The following is a 17,993-nucleotide window of genomic DNA, read 5'->3' on the forward strand; positions in this document are numbered from 1 at the left end:
ATGCTGCAACCGAAACGCAGAAAGTATCGCAAAGAGCAGAAAGGTCGTAACACCGGCGTTGCTACCCGCGGCAACGCGGTGTCGTTCGGTGAGTTCGGCCTGAAGGCTGTCGGTCGCGGCCGTCTGACCGCGCGCCAGATTGAAGCGGCGCGTCGTGCAATGACGCGTCACATCAAGCGCGGTGGCCGCATCTGGATCCGGATCTTCCCGGACAAGCCGATCTCGACCAAGCCGGCGGAAGTGCGTATGGGTAACGGTAAGGGTAACCCGGAGTACTACGTCGCTGAGATTCAACCGGGCAAGATGCTGTACGAAATGGACGGCGTAACCGAAGAACTGGCGCGCGAAGCGTTCCGTCTGGCTGCAGCCAAGCTGCCGCTGAAGACGACGTTTATCGTACGTCAGCTCGGCGCCTAAGGAGCAAATGATGAAGGCTTCCGAACTTCACCAGAAAGATCAGGCCGCGCTCAACAAGGAGCTGTCGGACCTGTTGAAGGCGCAATTCGGCCTGCGCATGCAACTCGCGACCCAGCAGCTCACGAACACGAGCCAACTGAAGAAGGTTCGTCGCGACATCGCACGTGTGCGGACCGTCCTGACTGAGAAGGCGAACCAGAAATGAACGATTGCGTAAAAACCTCGCTCAAGCGGACGCTGGTCGGCAAGGTCGTCAGCAACAAGATGGACAAGACGGTTACCGTGCTGGTCGAGCACCGCGTGAAGCACCCGATCTATGGCAAGTACGTCGTGCGTTCGAAGAAGTACCACGCGCATGACGATGCGAACTCGTACAACGAGGGTGACCTCGTTGAAATCCAGGAAACTCGTCCGATTTCGAAGACGAAGGCTTGGGTTGTGGCTCGCCTGGTCGAGGCTGCTCGCGTCATCTAATGTCGCAAAGCTGTAGAAGTAGTTGAAATCGCAGTAAGTTTCGCTTGCAAGACCGGGATTATTTGATATAATCTCGGTCTTCCCTCTTTATGGGAGCCCCGTCGCGGGCGAAGTTGGTGGGGGAAGCGGTCCGGGCGCCAGCCTGTGCCGAAGGATTCACCGGATTGCGATGGCGGGTTTCGTTTGCCGTCGCTGCTGTTCTAACCCAAGCAGCCGATCGGCTGACGGGACCAAGACTGACCGGGAAGCACCATGGTGGTGTGACCGGATTAAGTTGGGAAAGATAAACCATGATCCAGACCGAAACTCGGCTTGAAGTGGCCGACAACACGGGTGCACGTGAAGTCATGTGCATCAAGGTGCTCGGCGGCTCGAAGCGTCGTTATGCCAGCATTGGCGACATCATCAAGGTGACTGTCAAAGAGGCAACGCCGCGCGGGCGCGTGAAGAAAGGCGAAATCTACAACGCCGTGGTGGTTCGCACCGCCAAGGGCGTGCGCCGTCAGGACGGCTCGCTGATCAAGTTCGACGGCAATGCAGCTGTGTTGCTCAACACCAAGCTCGAACCGATCGGCACCCGTATTTTCGGGCCAGTCACGCGCGAGTTGCGTAGCGAACGATTCATGAAGATCGTTTCGCTGGCGCCTGAAGTGCTGTAAGGAGTCGCGATGAACAAGATTCGCAAGGGTGACGAAGTTATCGTCATCACCGGCAAAGATAAGGGCAAGCGTGGCGTTGTGCTGGCCGTTCACGGCGAGACCGTGACCGTCGAGGGCATCAATCTCGTCAAGAAGCACGTCAAGCCGAACCCGATGAAGGGTACGACGGGCGGCGTGGAAGCCAAGACGATGCCGCTGCAAATTTCGAACGTCGCATTGGTCGACGCGAATGGCAACCCATCGCGTGTAGGCATCAAGGTCGAAGGAGACAAGAAAGTCCGTTTCCTGAAGACGACCGGTGCCGTGCTGAGCGCCTGACGCTGCGGAGTAAAAAATGGCTCGTTTGCAAGAGTTTTACAAAGAAAAGGTTGTACCCGGCCTCATCGAGAAGTTCGGTTACAAGTCCGTGATGGAAGTGCCTCGCATCACCAAGATCACCCTCAACATGGGTCTTGGCGAAGCCGTCGCCGATAAGAAGATCATCGAAAACGCCGTTGGCGATCTGACGAAGATCGCAGGCCAGAAGCCGGTGATCACGAAGGCACGCAAGGCAATTGCTGGCTTCAAGATCCGTCAGGGCTATCCGATCGGCGCCATGGTCACGCTGCGTGGTCAGGCAATGTACGAATTCCTCGACCGTTTCGTGACGGTTGCGCTCCCCCGTGTGCGCGACTTCCGTGGCGTGTCGGGTAAGGCGTTCGATGGTCGCGGCAACTACAACATCGGTGTGAAAGAGCAGATCATTTTCCCCGAAATCGATTACGACAAGATCGACGCACTGCGTGGGCTGAACATCAGCATCACGACGACTGCGAAGACTGACGACGAAGCAAAGGCTCTGCTCGCCAGCTTCAAGTTCCCGTTCAGAAACTGAGGTTACCGTGGCTAAACTGGCACTGATCGAACGTGAAAAGAAGCGTGCTCGCCTCGCCGCCAAGTACGCTCCCAAGCGTGCTGCACTGAAGGCAATCATTGGCGACACGAGCAAGTCGGAAGAAGAGCATTACGCAGCACGTCTGGAACTGCAGCAACTGCCGCGCAACTCTAACCCGACCCGTAAGCGCAACCGTTGCGCAATTACCGGTCGTCCGCGCGGCACGTTCCGTAAATTCGGCCTGGCGCGTAACAAGATTCGTGAAATCGCGTTCCGCGGCGAGATCCCTGGCCTGACCAAGGCGAGCTGGTAATAGGAGAAACATAAATGAGCATGAGTGATCCTATCGCCGATATGCTGACTCGCATCCGCAATGCGCAGATGGTCGAGAAGGTTTCGGTGACTATGCCCTCGTCGAAAGTCAAGGTTGCGATTGCGCAGGTCCTGAAGGACGAAGGTTATATCGACGATTTCGCAGTGAAGTCCGAAGGTGCGAAGTCGGAATTGAACATCGTGTTGAAGTATTACGCTGGCCGCCCGGTCATCGAGCGCATCGAACGCGTCTCGAAGCCTGGTCTGCGTGTGTACCGCGGCCGTAACGACATCCCCGTGGTCATGAATGGCCTGGGCGTGGCAATCGTATCGACGCCCAAGGGCGTGATGACGGACCGCAAGGCACGTGCAACGGGCGTTGGCGGCGAAGTCATCTGCTACGTCGCTTAAGGCCGAAAGGAGAGAAACATGTCTCGAGTAGGTAAGAGCCCGATCGCGCTGCAAGGCGCGGAAGTGGCCCTGAGCGCCGACAGCATCACTGTCAAGGGTCCGCTGGGTACGATTTCGCAGGCTGCCAACAGTCTCGTGAAAGTGGTGAACGACAACGGCACGCTGAAGTTCGAGCCGGTCGACGAAAGCCGCGAAGCGAATGCGATGTCGGGCACGATGCGCGCACTGGTTGCGAACATGGTGTACGGCGTGACGAAGGGTTTCGAGCGCAAGCTGACGCTGGTTGGCGTCGGTTATCGCGCACAGGCGCAAGGCGACAAGCTGAACTTGTCGCTGGGTTTCTCGCACCCGGTGGTGCACCAGATGCCGACTGGCGTCAAGGCAGAAACCCCGTCGCAAACCGAAATCGTGATCAAGGGGATCAACAAGCAACAAGTCGGTCAAGTCGCTGCAGAAGTGCGCGGCTACCGTCCGCCGGAGCCTTATAAGGGCAAGGGCGTGCGTTACGCCGATGAGGTTGTGATCCTCAAAGAAACGAAGAAGAAGTAAGGGTGCGCAATCATGGATAAGACTCAATCTCGCCTGCGCCGCGCTCGTCAGACGCGTATCAAGATCGCTGAGCTGCAGGTCGCGCGTCTCGCCGTGCATCGCACGAACACGCACATCTATGCGCAAGTGTTCTCGCCGTGCGGCACCAAGGTGCTCGCCAGCGCGTCGACGCTCGAAGCCGAAGTGCGTGCGCAACTGGCCGATCAATCGGGCAAGGGCGGCAACGTTGCTGCTGCAACCCTGATCGGCAAGCGCATTGCAGAAAAGGCTAAGGCTGCCGGCATCGAATCCGTCGCCTTCGACCGTTCGGGTTTCCGTTACCACGGCCGCGTGAAAGCGCTGGCTGATGCGGCGCGCGAAGCCGGACTCAAGTTCTAAGGGAAGAATTCGTCATGGCAAAGATGCAAGCTAAAGTTCAGGCTGACGAACGCGACGACGGCCTTCGTGAAAAGATGATTTCGGTCAACCGCGTGACCAAGGTCGTGAAGGGTGGCCGTATTCTCGGCTTCGCTGCACTGACCGTGGTTGGCGACGGTGATGGCCGCGTCGGTATGGGCAAGGGCAAGGCGAAGGAAGTGCCGGTCGCTGTCCAGAAGGCGATGGAACAGGCTCGCCGCAACATGTTCAAGGTGCCGCTGAAGAACGGTACCCTGCAACACGAAGTGCATGGTAAGCACGGCGCATCCACGGTTCTCCTCGCTCCGGCGAAGGACGGTACCGGCGTGATCGCTGGCGGTCCGATGCGCGCAGTGTTCGACGTGATGGGCGTGCAGAACGTCGTGGCCAAGAGCCACGGTTCGACGAACCCGTATAACCTCGTTCGTGCGACGCTCGACGGCCTGCGCAAGCAGTCCACGCCGGCCGACATCGCTGCGAAGCGCGGCAAGTCCGTCGAAGAAATTCTGGGCTAAAGGTGGACACCATGTCTGATAAAACTGTCAAGGTCCAGCTCGTCAAGAGCCTGATCGGCACCCGTGAATCGCACCGCGCAACGGTGCGTGGCTTGGGCCTGCGCCGACTCAACTCGGTTAGCGAGTTGCAGGATACGCCGGCTGTGCGCGGCATGATCAACAAGGTTTCGTACCTCGTTAAGGTCATCAGCTAAGCGGCTGACCAGGACTCAAGGAGTTGATAATGGAATTGAATAACCTGAAGCCGGCTGAAGGCGCGAAGCACGCAAAGCGTCGCGTTGGTCGCGGCATCGGCTCCGGCCTCGGCAAGACCGCTGGCCGTGGTCACAAGGGTCAGAAGTCGCGTTCGGGCGGCTTTCACAAGGTTGGCTTCGAAGGCGGTCAAATGCCACTGCAACGTCGCCTGCCGAAGCGTGGCTTCACCTCGCTGACGAAGGAATTCGTCGGTGAAGTGCGTCTCTCGGATCTGGAGAAGCTGCCGGTCGACGAAATCGATCTGCTGGCTCTCAAGCAAGCCGGCCTGGTCGGCGAACTGATCCGTAGCGCCAAGATCATCGGGACGGGCGAGCTCAAGCGCAAGGTCGTTGTGAAGGGTCTGGGTGCGACGAAGAGCGCACGCGCTGCCATCGAAGCAGCCGGTGGCTCGTTTGCCGAGTAACGCGCAAGTTATTTGCCGTCACTAGCATTTGCATCGGAGAAGGTACTTGGCTAACAGCCCGAGTCTCGCAAAACCCGGTCGCAGCGCGGCGAAGTTTGGCGATCTGCGTCGGCGAGCAGTGTTCCTGCTGCTGGCGCTGGTCGTCTACCGCATCGGCGCGCATATTCCGGTGCCGGGTATTGACCCGGACCAACTGGCGAAGCTGTTCCAAAGCCAGTCGGGCGGCATCCTTGGCATGTTTAACATGTTCTCGGGTGGCGCACTTTCGCGGTTCACCATTTTCGCGTTGGGGATCATGCCGTACATTTCGGCGTCGATCATCATGCAGTTGCTGGCGATTGTCTCGCCGCAACTCGAAGCGCTGAAAAAGGAAGGGCAGGCAGGTCAGCGGAAGATTACGCAATACACGCGGATCTTCACGGTCGTGCTGGCGACATTTCAGGCGTTCGGTATTGCCGTGGCGCTGGAAAATCAGCCTGGCCTCGTGATCGATCCGGGGATGGTATTCCGGTTGACGACGGTCGTGACGCTTGTGACCGGCACGATGTTCCTGATGTGGCTGGGTGAGCAAATCACGGAGCGCGGGCTTGGCAATGGTATCTCGATCATCATTTTTGGCGGTATTGCGGCGGGCTTCCCGAACGCAATCGGTGGTCTCTTTGAACTAGTGCGAACTGGCTCGATGAGTATCATCTCGGCGATTATCGTCGTCGCGCTGATTGCGGCTGTGACGTATCTGGTGGTGTTCATCGAACGCGGCCAGCGCAAGATTCTTGTGAATTACGCAAAGCGGCAGGTAGGCAACAAGATTTACGGCGGCCAGTCTTCTCATTTGCCGCTGAAGCTGAACATGTCGGGCGTGATTCCGCCGATCTTCGCATCGTCGATCATTCTCTTCCCGGCAACTATCCTGAACTGGTTCAGTTCGGGCTCGCGTACCAGCTGGTTCGCAGACACGTTGCACAATGTGGCCGAAGCCCTGAAGCCCGGTCAACCCGTGTACGTGTTGCTGTACGCGTTGGCGATCGTTTTCTTCTGCTTCTTCTACACCGCATTGGTGTTCAACAGCAGGGAAACGGCCGACAACCTGAAAAAGAGTGGCGCTTTCGTCCCTGGCATCCGCCCGGGCGATCAAACGGCGCGATATATCGACCGCATCCTTACGCGTCTCACGCTGGCCGGTGCGATCTACATCGTGTTCGTTTGCCTGCTGCCCGAATTTCTGGTGCTGCGCTGGAACGTGCCGTTTTATTTTGGTGGAACGTCGCTGCTGATCATTGTCGTCGTCACAATGGATTTCATGGCGCAGGTGCAGTCGTACGTTATGTCGCAACAGTATGAATCGCTGCTGAAGAAAGCTAATTTCAAAGGCGGCGGCGTCCCGATGCGTTGAAAGGACTTATGGCCAAAGACGATGTGATCCAGATGCAGGGCGAAGTAATTGAGAACCTGCCTAACGCTACCTTCAGGGTGAAGCTGGAAAACGGCCATGTCGTGTTGGGACACATATCCGGCAAGATGCGGATGCACTACATCCGAATCCTGCCGGGCGACAAGGTGACGGTTGAATTGACGCCTTACGATCTGTCGCGTGCGCGGATCGTGTTCCGGGCGAAGTGATTTGAAAAAAGGGTAATATCATGAAAGTGATGGCATCGGTTAAGCGCATTTGCCGCAATTGCAAGATCATCAAGCGCAAAGGCGTTGTGCGCGTGATTTGCAGCTCTGATCCGCGCCACAAACAGCGTCAAGGCTGAACGCCGCGCTTTTGCTTGCGCTTTTTGTTTGAGGAAAAACAATGGCTCGTATCGCAGGGGTTAACATCCCGAATCACCAGCATACTGAAATCGGCCTGACGGCTATTTACGGTATCGGTCGCACGCGCTCGCGCGACATTTGCGTCGCTGCTGGTGTGGCATTTTCGAAGAAGGTCAAAGACCTGACTGACGCAGACCTCGAAAAGCTGCGTGAAGAAGTCGGCAAGTTCATCGTTGAAGGCGATCTGCGCCGTGAAACGACGATGAACATCAAGCGCCTGATGGATCTCGGCTGCTATCGTGGCGTGCGGCATCGTAAGGGTCTACCCCTGCGCGGCCAGCGTACGCGTACGAATGCCCGTACGCGCAAGGGTCCGCGTCGTGCAGCGCAATCGCTGAAGAAGTAAGCGGAACTGACAGTTACAGGAAAACGTAATGGCTAAGGCTTCGAACAACTCCGCGGCGCAACGCGTTCGCAAGAAGGTCAAGAAGAACGTCGCCGAGGGCGTGGTTCACGTTCACGCGTCGTTCAACAACACCATCATCACGATCACCGACCGTCAAGGCAACGCGCTTGCCTGGGCAACGTCGGGTGGTCAGGGCTTCAAGGGTTCGCGTAAGTCGACTCCTTTTGCAGCTCAGGTCGCAGCTGAATCGGCTGGCCGCGTGGCGATGGAATACGGCGTGAAGAACCTCGAAGTGCGGATCAAGGGCCCCGGTCCTGGCCGCGAATCGGCGGTGCGCGCGTTGCATGGTCTTGGGATCAAGATCACCGCGATCTCCGACGTGACGCCGGTCCCGCACAACGGCTGCCGTCCGCCGAAGCGTCGTCGTATCTAAGACGACGGTTTCGCGAGCGCCTGTTGCCGCCTTGCGCGGCGGCGGGCTGCGCGCATTATTTAAATGACTAAGCCCACCGTTCGAACCAAAGGGTTCGGACTAGCGCGAGTGGAAGCATTCGCGTGATAAATCACAGAAGGAATCAACGTGGCACGTTATATCGGCCCCAAGGCCAAGCTGTCCCGCCGTGAAGGCACTGACCTCTTCCTGAAGAGCGCACGCCGCTCGCTCGCTGACAAGTGCAAGCTGGACAGCAAGCCCGGCCAGCACGGCCGTACCTCGGGCGCGCGTACGTCCGACTATGGCACGCAGCTGCGCGAGAAGCAAAAAGTAAAGCGTATCTACGGTGTCCTCGAGCGCCAGTTCCGTCGCTACTTCGCTGAAGCAGACCGTCTGAAGGGCAACACGGGTGAAAACCTGCTGCAACTGCTCGAGTCGCGTCTGGACAACGTCGTGTATCGGATGGGCTTCGGCTCGACGCGTGCTGAAGCACGTCAGCTGGTCGGCCACAAGGCGATCACGGTGAACGGCGTCGTGACGAACATCCCGTCGATGCAAGTCAAGGCTGGCGACGTCGTCGCCGTGCGCGAACAGAAGCGCAAGCAGGCTCGCATCATCGAGGCGTTGTCGCTCGCTGAACAAGGCGGCATGCCGAGCTGGGTCGCGGTCGACGCGAAGAAGTTCGAAGGTACGTTCAAGCAGAAACCGGAACGCAGCGACATCGCTGGCGACATCAACGAAAGCCTGATCGTCGAATTGTATTCGCGGTAATCGGATTGACGGCCGGGGCGCCCTGATTGCGTTGCGCAAGGGGGCGTCTCGGCTGTTTATTTTCAGGTTGTTACCGGTCAGCCTTATCGGTGTAACGAGCCGAGGGTATTGAAAAGGAAAACCTATGCAAACCAGTTTGTTGAAGCCCAAGATCATTGCAGTTGAATCGCTTGGCGAGAGCCACGCGAAAGTGGTCATGGAACCGTTTGAACGCGGTTATGGCCACACCTTGGGTAACGCGCTTCGGCGCGTGCTGTTGTCGTCGATGGTTGGCTATGCCCCGACCGAGGTGACGATTGCAGGCGTCGTGCACGAGTACTCGACGCTCGACGGTGTGCAAGAGGATGTGGTCAACCTGTTGTTGAACCTGAAGGGCGTCGTCTTCAAGCTGCATAACCGTGACGAAGTGACGGTTACGCTGCGCAAGGAAGGCGAAGGCGTGGTTACCGCCGGCGATATCGAACTCGCACACGATTGTGAAGTAATCAATCCGGATCACGTGATTGCGCATCTGTCGAAGGGTGGCAAGCTCGACGTGCAGATTAAGATTGAAAAGGGCCGCGGCTATGTGCCGGGCAATGTGCGTCGCTACGGTGAAGAGTCGGCCAAGATCATCGGCCGAATCGTGCTGGACGCGTCGTTTTCGCCGGTTCGTCGCGTGAGCTACGCGGTCGAAAGCGCTCGCGTCGAGCAGCGCACCGACCTCGACAAGCTCGTGATGAACATCGAAACCAACGGTGTGATTTCGCCGGAAGAAGCGATCCGCCAATCGGCGCGCATTCTGGTCGATCAGCTGTCGGTCTTCGCGGCGCTGGAAGGCACCGAAGCAGCGGCGGAAGCGCCGTCGCGCGCACCGCAGATCGATCCGATCCTGCTGCGCCCGGTCGACGATCTGGAACTGACGGTTCGTTCCGCGAACTGCCTGAAGGCCGAGAACATCTACTACATCGGCGACCTGATCCAGCGTACCGAGAACGAGCTGCTCAAGACTCCGAATCTGGGTCGCAAGTCGCTGAATGAGATCAAGGAAGTTCTGGCATCGCGCGGACTGACGCTCGGCATGAAGCTCGAGAACTGGCCGCCGGCAGGTCTCGACAAGTAAGCGGACAACTCGGTCGGGTGTAACCCGCGAATTGCACTGCTGCACTAGACTGGCAAAGACGCGGATTTTCCTTTAAAATCCGCGTCTTGTCTTTTTTAACTACCGGCCCGTGCGCTCACTGTGTGCTGCCAATGCTGCAGAACGAGTGCGATAGAAGAGCTGGACCAAAACTTTGAACTGAAGGAATTAACATGCGTCACCGTCATGGTCTGCGGAAACTGAACCGCACGAGCAGCCACCGTCTGGCAATGCTCCGTAACATGTCCAACTCGCTGATCGAGCACGAAGTCATCAAGACCACCCTGCCGAAGGCGAAGGAACTCCGTAAAGTCGTCGAGCCGTTGATCACGCTCGGCAAGAAGCCGTCGCTCGCAAACCGTCGTCTGGCTTTCAACCGCCTGCGCGACCGTGACTCGGTCACGAAGCTGTTCGACGTGCTCGGCCCGCGCTACGCAAACCGTCCGGGCGGCTACCTGCGCGTGCTGAAGTTCGGCTTCCGCGTCGGTGACAACGCGCCGATGGCACTGGTCGAACTGCTCGACCGTCCGGAAGTTGAAGAAACGGAAGTGCAAGAAGCTGAGTAAGCTTTTTGGTTTCGACGAAAAGCCAGGCGCATCGCCTGGCTTTTTTGTTTCTGTCGGCGATTTTTTCATCGATGCCGAAAGCCGTGTCGCGGTGACCAAATGCCGCGGCCGCGCCGCGGGGCGCTCTGCGGGGCGACATGGCCAGGTGATACGATATCGGGATCGAAATCCTGCGCCGCCGGAGCCTGGTGTGAGTGTGAATGTGACCTTGGTGCTGACGACGGTGCCGGATGTGGCCGTCGCGGAAAAGCTCGCCGCCGACGCGCTCGCCGCGCGCCTTTGTGCATGCGTCACGCAGCTGGGCAGCGTGCATTCGAGCTATCACTGGCAGGGCGCGATCGAAACCGCGCAGGAAATCCAGTTGCTGTTCAAGACCAGCGCCGCTCGCGCGCTCGAACTGGAACAATACCTTCAGGCTCACCATCCCTACGACACGCCGGAAATACTCTCCTGGCAAGCGACGGCCTCGGCCGCCTACGGCCAGTGGATCACTGCTGAAACCCAACGCCCTCTTCATGTTTAATGGTCTCGACCAGCGCGCGCGCGCTGCGCTGCGCACTGCATTCTTTCTGCTCGGCTGCGCGTTCCTCGCGCAACTCGCCACGCTCGCACGGGCCGCGGACGACTTCCTCGACCCGTCGGTCGCATTCCGGTTCAGTGCGACCGAGCAGCCTGGGCAAGTCGTCGTCACCTACAAGATTGCGGACGGTTACTACATGTACCGCGAGCGCTTCGCTTTCGCGACCCGGAATGGCACAGCGACGCTTGGCGAGCCTCAACTGCCCGACGGTCACGTGAAGTTCGATCAGACATTCAACAAGAATGTCGAGACGTATCGCGACGAGCTGACGATTCATATTCCGGTCAAGCAGGCTGCCGGACCGTTCGATCTCGCGGTGACGTCGCAGGGCTGCGCCGACGCTGGCATCTGCTACCCCCCGATGGAGCGCGTTTATCACGTGAGCGGCGTGGCGCTGCAGTCGGCTGGCGGCGCGGCAGCGGGTCCAACCGCGCAACAATCCGCGCACACTGAGGACGAGCCGTGGTACGAACGCGCGACCAGCGCCGACTACGCGCAGACGCTGCTACAGCGAGGCGGTTTCTTTGCGATCGTAGGGCTTTATTTTGTTGCGGGCGCAATTCTGAGCCTGCTGCCGTGCTCGTATCCGATGATTCCCATCCTGTCTGCGATCATCATCGGTGAGGGGGCGCGCGTCACACGTGGGCGTGGTTTTGCGCTGTCGCTCGCATATGTAATCGGGATGGCGCTCGTCTACACGGTGCTGGGCGTCGCGGCGGCACTCGTCGGGCAGAGTCTCGGCGCATGGCTGCAGAACCCGTGGGTGCTCGGCGCGTTCGGCGGCCTTCTGACGATTTTCGCGCTGCTGCTGATCGCTGGTGTGGATCTCGAACTGCCGCCGCGCTGGCGCGATCGGATGTCGAGCGTGTCAGCGGGACGCTCGGGCGGCAAATTTACCGCGGTCGCCGTGATGGGCGCGCTGTCGGCGCTGGTTGTCGGCGCCTGCATGACCGCGCCGCTTTTCGCGGTGCTCGCGTTCATCGCGCACACCGGCAATGCCGTGCTCGGTGGCGCGGCGCTGTTCTCGATGGGGATCGGCCTCGGGCTGCCGCTACTGATCATCGGCCTCGGCGCGGGCACGCTGCTGCCGCGCGCGGGCAAGTGGATGGACAGCGTAAAGGTGTTTTTCGGCGTGGTTTTGCTTGCCGCGGCGCTGTGGATCATTTGGCCGGTGCTCGGCGGCCCGGCGACGATGCTGTTGAGTGCCCTCTGGCTGCTGATCGCTGCGGTCGCCCTCGGCCTGTTTTCCAGGTCGGCCGCGGGTGGCTCGATATGGCACCGGCTAGGCCGGTCGGTCGGCGTCGTGATGGCGGTCTGGGCGGCCGCGCTTGTGATTGGCCTCGCCGCGGGATCATCGGACCCACTGCGCCCGCTGGCCGTGCTCGCTGCTCGCGCCGGCAGTCAGGCGGGCATCGCGAAAGATGGTTCTAGCGAGGCCGCAACGGCGTCGCAAAGCGATTTGACGTTCGCACCGGTTCGTTCATCGGCGCAGCTTGACCAGGCCGTCAAAACGGCGGCACAGCCTGCCATGCTCGATTTTTACGCGGACTGGTGCGTGAGCTGCAGGGAAATGGAGAAATTCACCTTCAGCGACCCGCGCGTTCAGGCGAAGCTGAAGCAGATGAATCTGCTGCGCGCCGACGTCACTGCGAACAATACCGACGATCAGGCGCTGCTCAAGCGCTTCAACCTGTTCGGGCCGCCGGGGATTATTTTCTTCGATCAGGATGGCAAGGAGGTGCTGCGGGTGGTCGGCTACGAATCGGCGGATAAATTCCTGCGCACACTGGATCGAGCGAGCGCGTCGGGGGTGTAATCGAACGCCGGGGGGGCGTTGCAGGCCGCGGCGGCGAGAATGAGCAGCACAAAAAAACGGAGGCGAAACCCTAAGGTTCGCCTCCGTTTTCTTCTCACGGCAGCCGCGTGCCAAGCCTCGTGCTGATTTATTTCTGCGAACGCAGGATCTTCGCGGCATCTAGCGCGAAATACGTCAGCACGCCGTCCGCGCCGGCACGCTTGAACGCCAGCAGCGATTCCATCATGACCTTGTCGTGATCGAGCCAGCCGTTCTGCGCGGCGGCCTTCAGCATCGCGTATTCGCCGCTTACCTGGTACACGTAGGTAGGAAACTGGAACTCGTCCTTCACGCGACGCACGATGTCCAGATACGGCATGCCCGGCTTGACCATCACCATGTCCGCGCCTTCATTGATGTCGGCCTGCACTTCGCGCAGCGCCTCGTTCGAATTGGCCGGGTCCATCTGGTAGGTCATCTTGTTGCTCTTGCCGAGGTTCGTCGCCGAACCGACGGCATCGCGGAACGGGCCGTAGAACGCTGAAGCGTACTTCGCCGCATACGCCATGATGCGCGTGTGGATGTGGTCCTCGCTCTCGAGCATTTCGCGGATCGCACCGATGCGGCCGTCCATCATGTCCGACGGCGCGACGATATCGACCCCGGCTTCCGCCTGCGCACGCGCCTGCTCGACGAGGATCTCGACGGTCTCGTCGTTCATCACGTAGCCAGCTTCGTCGAGCACGCCGTCCTGACCGTGGCTCGTGTACGGATCGAGCGCGACGTCGGTGAGTACGCCGAGCTCCGGAAAATTCTTCTTCAAGTCACGCACCGCGCGCGGGATCAACCCCGCCGGGTTGGCCGCTTCGCGGCCGTCGGGCGTCTTCAGCGAGGGCTCGATCGCGGGAAACAGCGACAGCACTGGCACGCCCAGTTCGACGCACTGCTCCGCGACGCCCATGAGCAGATCGACCGACACGCGCTCGACGCCCGGCATCGACGGCACGGCTTGTCGAACGTTGGTGCCTTCGACGATGAATACGGGGTAGATCAGGTCATTAGTGGTGAGGATGTTTTCGCGCATCATGCGGCGCGAGAAGTCGTCACGGCGCATGCGGCGCGGACGGTAGTGCGGGTAGAAGCTCATATCGAATCGAAGATCGTGGATAGGTGGAGTGGACAAATGGCACCTGGCTCCGCTCCCGGAAACTTTTCGAGACAATGGTATATCATACCGATCGAGCAAGGCGCCTAGCGCTGACCTCCCCGCTTCTCCTCCCTGAGCGGGTGCCTGTCGTTTTTCGATTAGGCTGTTTGACCCGCCGTTCAAGCGGCGGGTTTTTTTATGGGTGGCCAGAAATGCGCTCTGATACGGGTATTCAATGCGACTCCCGCGTCACACGCGCGGCGGGACTCGGGCATCGACAGTGACTCAGCCCGCGGCCGGCTTTTCACCTGCTTCGTCCACTGCGCCCGGGATCAGCCAGCTCTCGATCAGTTCATGCGCTTCGTCTAGGCCCGTGCGTTTGAGCGCGGAAAAGAGCTGTGCGCTCAACTCACCGCGATAGCCCGCCGCCCGATATTCGGCGAGTCCCTTCTGCGCGGTGCGCAATGCGTTCGTGCTTTCCTGCCGCGTCAATTTGTCGCATTTGGTGAGCAGCGTATGGATCGGCTTGCCGGTCGGCGCGAACCACTCGATCATGCGTCGATCGAGATCCGTCAGTGGGCGGCGCGAATCCATCATCAGGATCATGCCGCGCAGTTGCGAGCGCGATTGCAGATACGAAGACAGCAGCGCTTCCCAGTGCGCCTTCGCCGCTCCCGGCACTTCCGCATAGCCGTAGCCCGGCAGGTCGACCAGATAGCCGGCCGGTTCATCCGGCTTGCCAACCGAAAAATAATTGATGTGCTGCGTGCGGCCAGGCGTCTTACTCGCGAACGCGAGTCGCTTCTGATTGCAGAGCACGTTGATCGCCGTCGACTTGCCTGCGTTCGAGCGTCCCGCGAAAGCGATCTCGGGCTGCGCGGTGGCCGGCAGGTCACGCAGATGATTGACGGTGGTATAGAAGCGGGATTCGTGGAGCAGGAAGGGCATGGTGGAAGCCAGATTGGAGACGCCGCGGGGCCCGCAGCGGGAACGGGGTCAAGCCCGACTGGCGTCTAAGCGATTAGCGAGTTATTGTACAATACGATGGTTTACTGAATACCTTGGGAGCCCGCCCCACGTGCCTTGGCGGCTCCTGGCGGTCACTCGGTCGCCGTCGTCGTACTTTGCAGAACCTCTAAAATCCCACAAGACGAGACAGGGTGTGCGAATGAATCGACTGTGCAAGACTCTGATGGTGCTTCATGTAACGGCAGGTCTTTCAGGTTTGGCAATTCAGGCACGAGCAGCAGATCCGGCAAAGCCGGACATCAATCGGGGGCAGGCAATCGCGGTACAAGTGTGCGCGTCATGTCACGGGGCAGACGGCAACAGTGCCGGCGGTGCATATCCGAAGCTGGCGGGCCAGCATCCGGAGTATCTCGTCAAGCAGCTCAGAGATTTCAAGACGCAACCGGGCGCCAAACAGGCCGCGCGCAATAATGCGATCATGGCAGGCATGGCTGCCGCGCTCTCCGATCAGGACATGATCAACGTTGCGGCTTACTTCTCGACGCAGACACCCAAGCCGGGCTATGCGCACAATAAGAACACGGTCGCGGTGGGGCAGCAGATCTATCGCGGTGGGATTGCCGACCGGGGCGTGCCGGCCTGCGCGGCCTGCCACGGCCCCACGGGACAGGGCATTCCGATCCAGTATCCGCGCCTGTCGGGACAGTGGGCCGAGTACTCGGTGACGCAGCTGACCGCGTTCACGCAAGGTCCGGGCGCTCGTAATAACAGCGACGCGATGCATGCGATAGCATCACGTTTGTCGGACAACGAGATCAAGGCGGTTGCCGACTACATCGCGGGTCTGCATTAAGCGGTTCGCCTGCGCGAGTCCAACCGGCCCGGCGAGGTCGGTGAAAAACAAGAAAAGGGTGAGGGTGTCGTAGCTGCGACAGCCCTTCACCCTTTTTTGCTGTTCAGTCGGAGTTTGAATGAGCGTCACCACGTCGGGTCTGCAGTCGAAGTCGGGCAATCGCGTCATGCGCAGCACCATCGAGCTCCTGAGCTCCATGCGTTTCGCCATTGCGCTGCTCGTGATTCTGTCGATCGCCAGCATCATCGGTACCGTCCTCACGCAGGACGATCCATATCCCAACTACGTCAACCAGTTCGGTCCGTTCTGGGCGGACATCTTCCGCGCGCTGAGCCTGTATACGGTGTACAGCTCGTGGTGGTTCATGCTGATTCTTGGCTTCCTGATGGTGTCGGTGTCGCTATGCGTGATCCGCAATGCGCCGAAGATGCTCGCCGATGCGAAGAGCTGGAAGGACAAGGTTCGCGAAGGCAACCTGCGTGCGTTCCATCACAAGGGCGAGTTCGCCATGCACGGCACGCGCGCGCAGACTGCGGCAGTGCTCGCGAAACTGTCGGCGAAGCTCGGCTACAAGTTCGTCACGCGTGAGTCGGACGGCGCGACGCTGATCGCCGCGAAGCGTGGCGCGCTGACGAAGTTCGGCTACATCTCCGCGCACATTGCGATCGTCGTGATCTGCCTCGGCGGCCTGCTCGACAGCAATCTGCCGATCAAGCTGCAAATGTGGCTGTTCGACAAGTCGCCGATCAACTCGAACACCGCGATCAACGAGATTTCGCCCGACCATCGGCTGTCGGAGTCGAACCCGACGTTCCGCGGCTACGCGTGGGTGCCCGAGGGGCAGCACGTGTCGACCGCGATCCTGAATCAGCCCAACGGTTCGCTGATCCAGGACCTGCCGTTTTCGATCGAACTGAACAAGTTCATCGTCGATTACTACACGACCGGCATGCCGAAGCTGTTCGCGAGCGACATCGTCGTGGTCGATCACAAGACCGGCGCGCGCGTGCCGGCGCGCGTCGAGGTCAACAAGCCGTTCGAATACGACGGCGTGTCGATTTATCAATCGAGCTTCCAGGATGGCGGCTCGCAGATGCAGATGACCGCGTTCCCGATGTCCGGCCCGAGCGCGAAGCCCGCGCCGTTTGGCGGCACGATCGGCGGCAGCGCGCCGCTGAGCTCCGCCACGCCGCTCGCCGATGGCCAGACCGTCGAATTCACGGACTTCCGCGCGATCAACGTCGAAAACATCTCGAACGCCAATGGCCAGAACGATGCGCGCGGGGTCGCCGCGCAGCACTCGCTGAAGGAAGCGTTCGACGACCGTCTCGGCTCCGGCGCGAAATCCTCGAAGCCGCTCGATCTGCACAACGTCGGCCCGTCGGTGCAATACAAGATTCGCGGCAAGGACGGCCAGGCGCGCGAGTACAACAACTACATGCTGCCCGTCGACGTCAACGGCGAGAAGATGTTCCTCGCCGGCATGCGCCTGAATCCAGACGATCCGTTCCGCTACCTGCGAATTCCCGCCGACAGCGGCGGCACGCTGAAGGAATGGATGAACCTGCGCGCCACGCTCGAAGACCCGAACCAACGCGCCATCGCCGCTCATCAGTTTGCGCAGCGCTCGGTGCCAGGCTCGAACGCGGAGTTGCAGCAGCATCTGGAGGAAAGCGCGCTGCGCGTGCTGACCCTTTTTGCGGGCGCGGACGCCAGCATGAAGATGCCGAACGGCGAAACGCTCGGCGGCTTCCAGGCGGTGGCTGGCTTTATCGACCGCTCGGTACCGAAGGGCGAGCAGGAAAAGGCCGCGGGCTTGCTGCTTCGGATGCTCGAAGGCGTCACGTGGGACTTGTGGCAACTGTCGCGCCAGCGGCTCGGCGAGCCCGCCGCGCCGGCCAATGCCGACACGAGCCGCTTCATCCAAAGTTCGCTTAATGCGATATCCGACAGCTTTCTGTATGGATCGCCGGTCTATTTGCAGCTTGACTCATTCAAGCAGGTGCAAGCTTCGGTATTTCAGTTGACGCGCGCGCCGGGCAAAAAAGTCGTGTATCTTGGCAGCCTGCTTCTCGTATTGGGCATCTTCTCGATGTTCTACGTCCGCGAACGCCGTCTGTGGTTCTGGCTGAAGGATACGGACCACGGCACGAACGTCGTGATGGCGATGTCGAGCGCGCGTAAGACGCTAGACTTCGAGAAGGAGTTCGTCCAGACGCGCGACGCCGTGAGCGCCGCACTGGGCGCGAAACTCATCGAAGCTGCCGATACCACCCCGGCCGCTCAGGCCGCAGCCCCGTCGGCAAGCTCACAGGATTCGACCCGGTAAG

Annotated in this window: 27 protein-coding genes; 25 read left to right on the top strand and 2 right to left on the bottom strand. The window is 60.0% G+C overall.

What is annotated here, in order from left to right; genetic code table 11:
• From rplP to dsbD, 23 genes are all read left to right on the top strand, one after another.
• Nucleotides 1–417: a 50S ribosomal protein L16 gene (rplP, locus tag ACLFKU_RS19875; protein WP_008923342.1), complete on the top strand. Its 417-nt coding sequence runs from the start codon at nucleotides 1–3 to the stop codon at nucleotides 415–417.
• Nucleotides 418–427: 10 nt separating this feature from the next.
• A complete protein-coding gene (gene rpmC, locus ACLFKU_RS19880) occupies nucleotides 428–622 on the top strand; it encodes a 50S ribosomal protein L29 (RefSeq protein WP_007180130.1) in 195 nt (64 codons plus the stop codon).
• The gene (gene rpsQ, locus ACLFKU_RS19885) at nucleotides 619–891 is read left to right on the top strand and encodes a 30S ribosomal protein S17 (protein ID WP_410850206.1); all 273 of its coding nucleotides are present in this window, start codon (nucleotides 619–621) and stop codon (nucleotides 889–891) included. The genes rpmC and rpsQ overlap by 4 nt, the downstream gene beginning before the upstream one ends.
• A 290-nt stretch (nucleotides 892–1,181) precedes the next feature.
• Complete coding sequence (gene rplN, locus ACLFKU_RS19890; RefSeq protein WP_006998478.1) at nucleotides 1,182–1,550, top strand: 50S ribosomal protein L14; 369 nt, start codon at nucleotides 1,182–1,184, stop codon at nucleotides 1,548–1,550.
• 9 nt (nucleotides 1,551–1,559) lie between these two features.
• Nucleotides 1,560–1,868, top strand: coding sequence for a 50S ribosomal protein L24 (gene rplX / locus ACLFKU_RS19895; RefSeq protein ID WP_410850207.1), 309 nt, complete (start codon nucleotides 1,560–1,562; stop codon nucleotides 1,866–1,868).
• A 16-nt stretch (nucleotides 1,869–1,884) separates the two neighbouring features.
• Nucleotides 1,885–2,424, top strand: coding sequence for a 50S ribosomal protein L5 (gene rplE / locus ACLFKU_RS19900; protein ID WP_008923339.1), 540 nt, complete (start codon nucleotides 1,885–1,887; stop codon nucleotides 2,422–2,424).
• Nucleotides 2,425–2,431: 7 nt separating this feature from the next.
• Nucleotides 2,432–2,737, top strand: a complete 306-nt coding sequence (gene rpsN / locus ACLFKU_RS19905) for a 30S ribosomal protein S14 (protein WP_090802162.1) — start codon at nucleotides 2,432–2,434, stop codon at nucleotides 2,735–2,737.
• 14 nt (nucleotides 2,738–2,751) lie between these two features.
• On the top strand, nucleotides 2,752–3,147 hold the full coding sequence (rpsH, locus tag ACLFKU_RS19910; protein WP_006052216.1) for a 30S ribosomal protein S8: 396 nt from the start codon (nucleotides 2,752–2,754) through the stop codon (nucleotides 3,145–3,147).
• A gap of 18 nt (nucleotides 3,148–3,165) precedes the next feature.
• A complete protein-coding gene (gene rplF / locus ACLFKU_RS19915; RefSeq protein ID WP_368584394.1) occupies nucleotides 3,166–3,696 on the top strand; it encodes a 50S ribosomal protein L6 in 531 nt (176 codons plus the stop codon).
• Nucleotides 3,697–3,708: 12 nt separating this feature from the next.
• On the top strand, nucleotides 3,709–4,074 hold the full coding sequence (rplR, locus tag ACLFKU_RS19920) for a 50S ribosomal protein L18 (RefSeq protein WP_008923336.1): 366 nt from the start codon (nucleotides 3,709–3,711) through the stop codon (nucleotides 4,072–4,074).
• A 14-nt stretch (nucleotides 4,075–4,088) separates the two neighbouring features.
• Nucleotides 4,089–4,607 (top strand): 30S ribosomal protein S5, encoded by a 519-nt coding sequence (rpsE, locus tag ACLFKU_RS19925; protein ID WP_004197945.1) that lies wholly within the window; start codon nucleotides 4,089–4,091, stop codon nucleotides 4,605–4,607.
• An 11-nt stretch (nucleotides 4,608–4,618) separates the two neighbouring features.
• A complete protein-coding gene (gene rpmD / locus ACLFKU_RS19930; protein ID WP_008923335.1) occupies nucleotides 4,619–4,801 on the top strand; it encodes a 50S ribosomal protein L30 in 183 nt (60 codons plus the stop codon).
• A 29-nt stretch (nucleotides 4,802–4,830) separates the two neighbouring features.
• On the top strand, nucleotides 4,831–5,265 hold the full coding sequence (rplO, locus tag ACLFKU_RS19935; RefSeq protein ID WP_368584393.1) for a 50S ribosomal protein L15: 435 nt from the start codon (nucleotides 4,831–4,833) through the stop codon (nucleotides 5,263–5,265).
• A gap of 46 nt (nucleotides 5,266–5,311) precedes the next feature.
• A complete protein-coding gene (secY, locus tag ACLFKU_RS19940) occupies nucleotides 5,312–6,658 on the top strand; it encodes a preprotein translocase subunit SecY (RefSeq protein ID WP_013090753.1) in 1,347 nt (448 codons plus the stop codon).
• An 8-nt stretch (nucleotides 6,659–6,666) separates the two neighbouring features.
• Nucleotides 6,667–6,885, top strand: coding sequence for a translation initiation factor IF-1 (infA, locus tag ACLFKU_RS19945; protein WP_004521905.1), 219 nt, complete (start codon nucleotides 6,667–6,669; stop codon nucleotides 6,883–6,885).
• Nucleotides 6,886–6,905: 20 nt separating this feature from the next.
• Nucleotides 6,906–7,022: a 50S ribosomal protein L36 gene (gene rpmJ, locus ACLFKU_RS19950; RefSeq protein ID WP_004199844.1), complete on the top strand. Its 117-nt coding sequence runs from the start codon at nucleotides 6,906–6,908 to the stop codon at nucleotides 7,020–7,022.
• Nucleotides 7,023–7,063: 41 nt separating this feature from the next.
• Nucleotides 7,064–7,429, top strand: a complete 366-nt coding sequence (gene rpsM / locus ACLFKU_RS19955) for a 30S ribosomal protein S13 (RefSeq protein WP_008923332.1) — start codon at nucleotides 7,064–7,066, stop codon at nucleotides 7,427–7,429.
• A 28-nt stretch (nucleotides 7,430–7,457) separates the two neighbouring features.
• The gene (gene rpsK, locus ACLFKU_RS19960; protein WP_006052224.1) at nucleotides 7,458–7,862 is read left to right on the top strand and encodes a 30S ribosomal protein S11; all 405 of its coding nucleotides are present in this window, start codon (nucleotides 7,458–7,460) and stop codon (nucleotides 7,860–7,862) included.
• A 147-nt stretch (nucleotides 7,863–8,009) separates the two neighbouring features.
• Nucleotides 8,010–8,633: a 30S ribosomal protein S4 gene (gene rpsD, locus ACLFKU_RS19965; RefSeq protein ID WP_013090752.1), complete on the top strand. Its 624-nt coding sequence runs from the start codon at nucleotides 8,010–8,012 to the stop codon at nucleotides 8,631–8,633.
• A gap of 124 nt (nucleotides 8,634–8,757) precedes the next feature.
• Complete coding sequence (locus tag ACLFKU_RS19970; RefSeq protein WP_040050462.1) at nucleotides 8,758–9,735, top strand: DNA-directed RNA polymerase subunit alpha; 978 nt, start codon at nucleotides 8,758–8,760, stop codon at nucleotides 9,733–9,735.
• Between the two features lie 191 nt (nucleotides 9,736–9,926).
• Nucleotides 9,927–10,319, top strand: a complete 393-nt coding sequence (gene rplQ / locus ACLFKU_RS19975) for a 50S ribosomal protein L17 (protein WP_013090750.1) — start codon at nucleotides 9,927–9,929, stop codon at nucleotides 10,317–10,319.
• Between the two features lie 190 nt (nucleotides 10,320–10,509).
• Nucleotides 10,510–10,842, top strand: coding sequence for a divalent-cation tolerance protein CutA (cutA, locus tag ACLFKU_RS19980; RefSeq protein ID WP_410842521.1), 333 nt, complete (start codon nucleotides 10,510–10,512; stop codon nucleotides 10,840–10,842).
• A complete protein-coding gene (dsbD, locus tag ACLFKU_RS19985) occupies nucleotides 10,835–12,715 on the top strand; it encodes a protein-disulfide reductase DsbD (protein WP_410850208.1) in 1,881 nt (626 codons plus the stop codon). The genes cutA and dsbD overlap by 8 nt, the downstream gene beginning before the upstream one ends.
• Before the next feature lie 127 nt (nucleotides 12,716–12,842).
• On the opposite strand, the gene hemB is transcribed toward dsbD, so the two are convergent.
• Both hemB and yihA read right to left on the bottom strand, forming a co-directional pair.
• Complete coding sequence (gene hemB / locus ACLFKU_RS19990; RefSeq protein WP_410850209.1) at nucleotides 12,843–13,841, bottom strand: porphobilinogen synthase; 999 nt, start codon at nucleotides 13,839–13,841, stop codon at nucleotides 12,843–12,845.
• A gap of 285 nt (nucleotides 13,842–14,126) precedes the next feature.
• Nucleotides 14,127–14,789, bottom strand: coding sequence for a ribosome biogenesis GTP-binding protein YihA/YsxC (gene yihA / locus ACLFKU_RS19995; RefSeq protein ID WP_410850210.1), 663 nt, complete (start codon nucleotides 14,787–14,789; stop codon nucleotides 14,127–14,129).
• 220 nt (nucleotides 14,790–15,009) lie between these two features.
• On the opposite strand from yihA, the gene ACLFKU_RS20000 reads away from it, so the two are divergent.
• A complete protein-coding gene (locus tag ACLFKU_RS20000) occupies nucleotides 15,010–15,663 on the top strand; it encodes a c-type cytochrome (RefSeq protein WP_026228372.1) in 654 nt (217 codons plus the stop codon).
• 118 nt (nucleotides 15,664–15,781) lie between these two features.
• Nucleotides 15,782–17,992: a cytochrome c biogenesis protein ResB gene (locus tag ACLFKU_RS20005; protein ID WP_410850211.1), complete on the top strand. Its 2,211-nt coding sequence runs from the start codon at nucleotides 15,782–15,784 to the stop codon at nucleotides 17,990–17,992.
• Nucleotide 17,993 lies beyond the last annotated feature (1 nt).

This window comes from Paraburkholderia sp. EG304, from assembly GCF_046543485.1.
GTDB classification, from domain to species: domain Bacteria; phylum Pseudomonadota; class Gammaproteobacteria; order Burkholderiales; family Burkholderiaceae; genus Paraburkholderia; species Paraburkholderia youngii.

Excerpts from the sequence above, each read along its gene's own strand:
- rpsQ (WP_410850206.1), top strand. The coding sequence starts at position 619 with ATGAACGATTGCGTAAAAACCTCGCTCAAGCGGACGCTGGTCGGCAAG.
- rpmC (WP_007180130.1), top strand. The coding sequence starts at position 428 with ATGAAGGCTTCCGAACTTCACCAGAAAGATCAGGCCGCGCTCAACAAG.
- ACLFKU_RS19970 (WP_040050462.1), top strand. The coding sequence starts at position 8,758 with ATGCAAACCAGTTTGTTGAAGCCCAAGATCATTGCAGTTGAATCGCTT.
- dsbD (WP_410850208.1), top strand. The coding sequence starts at position 10,835 with ATGTTTAATGGTCTCGACCAGCGCGCGCGCGCTGCGCTGCGCACTGCA.
- rpsE (WP_004197945.1), top strand. The coding sequence starts at position 4,089 with ATGGCAAAGATGCAAGCTAAAGTTCAGGCTGACGAACGCGACGACGGC.
- infA (WP_004521905.1), top strand. The coding sequence starts at position 6,667 with ATGGCCAAAGACGATGTGATCCAGATGCAGGGCGAAGTAATTGAGAAC.
- ACLFKU_RS20000 (WP_026228372.1), top strand. The coding sequence starts at position 15,010 with ATGAATCGACTGTGCAAGACTCTGATGGTGCTTCATGTAACGGCAGGT.
- hemB (WP_410850209.1), bottom strand. The coding sequence starts at position 13,841 with ATGAGCTTCTACCCGCACTACCGTCCGCGCCGCATGCGCCGTGACGAC.
- rplN (WP_006998478.1), top strand. The coding sequence starts at position 1,182 with ATGATCCAGACCGAAACTCGGCTTGAAGTGGCCGACAACACGGGTGCA.
- rplP (WP_008923342.1), top strand. The coding sequence starts at position 1 with ATGCTGCAACCGAAACGCAGAAAGTATCGCAAAGAGCAGAAAGGTCGT.
- rpmJ (WP_004199844.1), top strand. The coding sequence starts at position 6,906 with ATGAAAGTGATGGCATCGGTTAAGCGCATTTGCCGCAATTGCAAGATC.
- rplE (WP_008923339.1), top strand. The coding sequence starts at position 1,885 with ATGGCTCGTTTGCAAGAGTTTTACAAAGAAAAGGTTGTACCCGGCCTC.
- rplR (WP_008923336.1), top strand. The coding sequence starts at position 3,709 with ATGGATAAGACTCAATCTCGCCTGCGCCGCGCTCGTCAGACGCGTATC.
- rplX (WP_410850207.1), top strand. The coding sequence starts at position 1,560 with ATGAACAAGATTCGCAAGGGTGACGAAGTTATCGTCATCACCGGCAAA.
- rpmD (WP_008923335.1), top strand. The coding sequence starts at position 4,619 with ATGTCTGATAAAACTGTCAAGGTCCAGCTCGTCAAGAGCCTGATCGGC.
- ACLFKU_RS20005 (WP_410850211.1), top strand. The coding sequence starts at position 15,782 with ATGAGCGTCACCACGTCGGGTCTGCAGTCGAAGTCGGGCAATCGCGTC.
- rplO (WP_368584393.1), top strand. The coding sequence starts at position 4,831 with ATGGAATTGAATAACCTGAAGCCGGCTGAAGGCGCGAAGCACGCAAAG.
- yihA (WP_410850210.1), bottom strand. The coding sequence starts at position 14,789 with ATGCCCTTCCTGCTCCACGAATCCCGCTTCTATACCACCGTCAATCAT.
- rpsH (WP_006052216.1), top strand. The coding sequence starts at position 2,752 with ATGAGCATGAGTGATCCTATCGCCGATATGCTGACTCGCATCCGCAAT.
- rpsK (WP_006052224.1), top strand. The coding sequence starts at position 7,458 with ATGGCTAAGGCTTCGAACAACTCCGCGGCGCAACGCGTTCGCAAGAAG.
- rplF (WP_368584394.1), top strand. The coding sequence starts at position 3,166 with ATGTCTCGAGTAGGTAAGAGCCCGATCGCGCTGCAAGGCGCGGAAGTG.
- rpsM (WP_008923332.1), top strand. The coding sequence starts at position 7,064 with ATGGCTCGTATCGCAGGGGTTAACATCCCGAATCACCAGCATACTGAA.
- rplQ (WP_013090750.1), top strand. The coding sequence starts at position 9,927 with ATGCGTCACCGTCATGGTCTGCGGAAACTGAACCGCACGAGCAGCCAC.